The organism is uncultured Ligilactobacillus sp., from assembly GCF_948826705.1.
GTDB lineage: Bacteria > Bacillota > Bacilli > Lactobacillales > Lactobacillaceae > Ligilactobacillus.
This window is the reverse complement of the sequence record NZ_CAQLEL010000157.1, coordinates 1-3,264: the sequence shown is the minus strand read 5'-3', so window position 1 is coordinate 3,264 and position 3,264 is coordinate 1. Positions and strand designations below refer to the sequence as shown.

At 38.3% G+C, this 3,264-nt stretch carries 3 protein-coding genes; all 3 read right to left on the bottom strand.

The annotated features are described in order from the left end of the window. Window positions 1–359: 359 nt before the first annotated feature. Window positions 360–617: a hypothetical protein gene (locus tag Q9Q35_RS11790; protein WP_304653545.1), complete on the bottom strand. Its 258-nt coding sequence runs from the start codon at window positions 615–617 to the stop codon at window positions 360–362. Further along, window positions 581–2,158 (bottom strand): minor capsid protein, encoded by a 1,578-nt coding sequence (locus Q9Q35_RS11785; protein WP_304653544.1) that lies wholly within the window; start codon window positions 2,156–2,158, stop codon window positions 581–583. The genes Q9Q35_RS11790 and Q9Q35_RS11785 overlap by 37 nt, the downstream gene beginning before the upstream one ends. Continuing rightward, window positions 2,151–3,264 (bottom strand): phage portal protein (locus Q9Q35_RS11780; RefSeq protein ID WP_304653543.1); only part of this gene is annotated, 1,114 nt, incomplete at its 5' end. The genes Q9Q35_RS11780 and Q9Q35_RS11785, both read right to left, overlap by 8 nt.

The following is a 3,264-nucleotide window of genomic DNA, read 5'->3' as shown; positions in this document are numbered from 1 at the left end:
TTTTAACTTGGTATCAAGCTCATCATTCCATTTAGAACGTGCCGTTTCTAAAGCTTTAGCTACTCGCTTATCCGTATAGCTATCCAAATCAGATTGCGACTCAAATGTTTTATACGGCTTTGCTTGTTCCTCTTCAGTTGCTATTAGGTCTAATACTTCTTCATTATCCATGATGGCTCCTCCTGACTACATACACACGATTTAGGCATAATAAAAGCGCCCACTCACAAGCAAAGCTTCCAAGCACGCGCACCTAGTCATCCATATACAGTTTTATATTTTAACGATCGTTCTTTAACGTCTGCGATCACAAAAAGACAAAATAAAAAGCACTCAACTTACGCTGAATGCTAACATAACTACTTAACTTTGATAATATGTGGCTCGATAGCCTTTCTGACATTTTCTCTCTCTTCGGGAGTGAGCTTCGGCCAGTATAGTTCTTCTGGATCATCAAAATGAAAACACGCATCTTCACCATATTCGTCTGCCATATGGGAAATGAATTCCCTTAATTCATTTTGTTCTTCACCTGTAAGATTATGCCAATTCGTTAGTTCCTTTCCAGTGTAGGAAAATTCTACATCACCGGCAAATATTTTGTATTTTTTAACCATTCAAGCATACCTCGATTCATGATATTTTTAGTGGAACCTGCGTCGATCATATCATATCCCGCAGCTATCGCCAAAATATCATATTGATCATCCATGCTATCACCAGTATCTCTTAATGCTCTTAATTGTTTTATTCTATTTCCGATATTATCTAATTCTTTAATGCCTATTGAATAAATTTCAGATGACATGCCCCACTCTGAAATCAATCCATTAGGTTTAGCATGATTTTTGGCATACAAAATAGCCTCTGTGAAGTATAACCCTCGTCCCTTAGAAGATGACTTTGCTCCCGAAATCATCATTTCACCAAACTTGATATTATCCAAAAATTCCTTAGCAGTCATGTTAGCCGAATCTCTCACACCACGATAAACTTTAGAGCTGGGATCAGAGTATTTTGTAACTTGTTTAGGTAATGCGTCATAACCTAAACGATGATAAACGTGCTTCATAAATCTTGCACGCTCATCATCATACGGTTTTGATTCATCTCTAAATTTATTCTTAGAAATCAGTTCCCACACATCAATACCTGTTTTTTGCTTATAATCATCAAACAAAATATCCATGTTTTCGCCTAGTTGTTTTAAACCAGCATTTGTAATATTGACCAAATCGACTTTGGCCAATTTTAAATTTGGTTCTTCAGCAGGCATGATCGAACATAAGCAATTAGGGTGAAACGGGTACATGTTATACCCTACAACAGCTCTATCATGCCGATATGGCCCACCAGAAGCAGCACGACGACAAATACGACACGCACCACTTTCAAAGCTGATATCGTACCATTCGATACCACCTTGTTTATAGCTATCTAGCTGAACATCACCTTGTACTCTAGCTGTCTCAGTAATCAAAAGACGCCCAACTTGATACGGCTGAGCGTCAAATATTTTCTTAAATTCAGAGATATATTGATTAGGATTCTTTCCTTGTAGGATCGCACTATTTAGCACGTTACCTAAGCGAGCTTTAAGCATTTCAGTGTTATGCCATACGTTATCACTAAACGTCACATAACCATTACCAAGTTTGTATGATGCATTGACAAGATGCTTGACCTTTCTATCATCAAACCTGAGCGTTTGCCCTAAAATACCTGCTTGTCGTCGATATTCATCTAAAGCGACTTTGTGCAAATGCTTGTAAGCTTCATCATTTAACTTTCCTGTCAAATTATCGATCTCAAGGTTGAGCTCCATTTTTAACAGTTGCAAGCGACTTACTCTCATCTTCAAGTTGTACAACTTCAAATCAGCATTAGCTTGCGGTGAGGTATCCATATTTTGCACATACTGCTTAGCCTTGTCAGCAAAACGTTCAACGTCCATTTTATCAGCTAATTTCATAGCTTCAGACATTGTCATGTTGCCGTTTTTAGCATAGCGTAGAAAGTTACGGTTAATGTCAGCTTCAATATCATTTAAAGCTTTACGATACTCTTTCATGATCTCATCGGTCTTACCCGATACGACCTTACGCAATTCTTTAGCATGTTCCTGCTCACGTTTGAGCCAGTACTCTTTGCTATCCATCTACATCACCGTTTTTGCTTTCTTTAGTCGTATTTGAGCGTACTTCTTTATCGTCTAATCTATTTACATTGTTAGCCTGTTTAAAGCTCTCTGTTAGCTTGTCAGAGCTTTGTAGTTGCTCATCTTCTGCTTTGAGATTGCTTTCTTCAGTTTCAGCCGTGGTAAAGTGTGTTAAATCGTATAAAGTCTTACGTGAGATAGGCACGCCTGCATCGATTAACATCGTTACTTCTTCACTTACTGCATATGGTAGATTAGGCGTGTAATCTACTAACACATTAGAATGCTCTTTCTTGGAAACAGATAGATTACTTTCTAAGTTGAACAACAATTCACAACGATCAGCAATCGAACGTTTAAAAGCGTTGATCGTTTGCCCGATAGCTTGTTCAAAGCCAAAGATCTTATACCGCATAGCCACGCCCGTTGTATTGCCAGCAAAGTTTTGATCAGTCATATCTGGAATATTGCTGATGTTAAAAATATCTTTGCGGATACGCTCTTTGTAACTCTCACTAGCAGCACTATCAAATTCAGGGCTGATATATTTAGCGTCAACACTTGTAGCATTACCATTGCGATCGATACCACTTTGAAGACCTAAAATACCATACTGCTGTATCTGCTTTATCAACTCATTTACGTTAGTATTAGTAGTCGAAAAATCACCATTGATGACTAACAATGAATTGATAACATCAGTCATATAGTTGCTCGTATCACTTTCCACTTGGTCGTAAGCATCGATCAACGGCAATACATCTTCATACCATGACGTGCGGTATTTGTTGCTCTGATACTCAACGATCGGCACACCATTATAGAAATGACCATCGGTGTGATCTTCCTGTAAGGCAGCATTTTTAAACGTGCTTGACTTAAAATAAACGATGTTTTTATCGGTATACAGGATCGTCTGATATGATTTCACGCTATCTTTACTGAAACCAACTTCAACGATCCTTACCGCCGCTACTGGTCTGCGTTCGATAGTCGTGTCATAGATCACAAACGTTTCAAACACATTCGCTTGTTTGATCTTATTGCCGTCATCATTCTTATATTGGATGTCGTAAGCACGTCCAAATTTAGCCACATCATACATC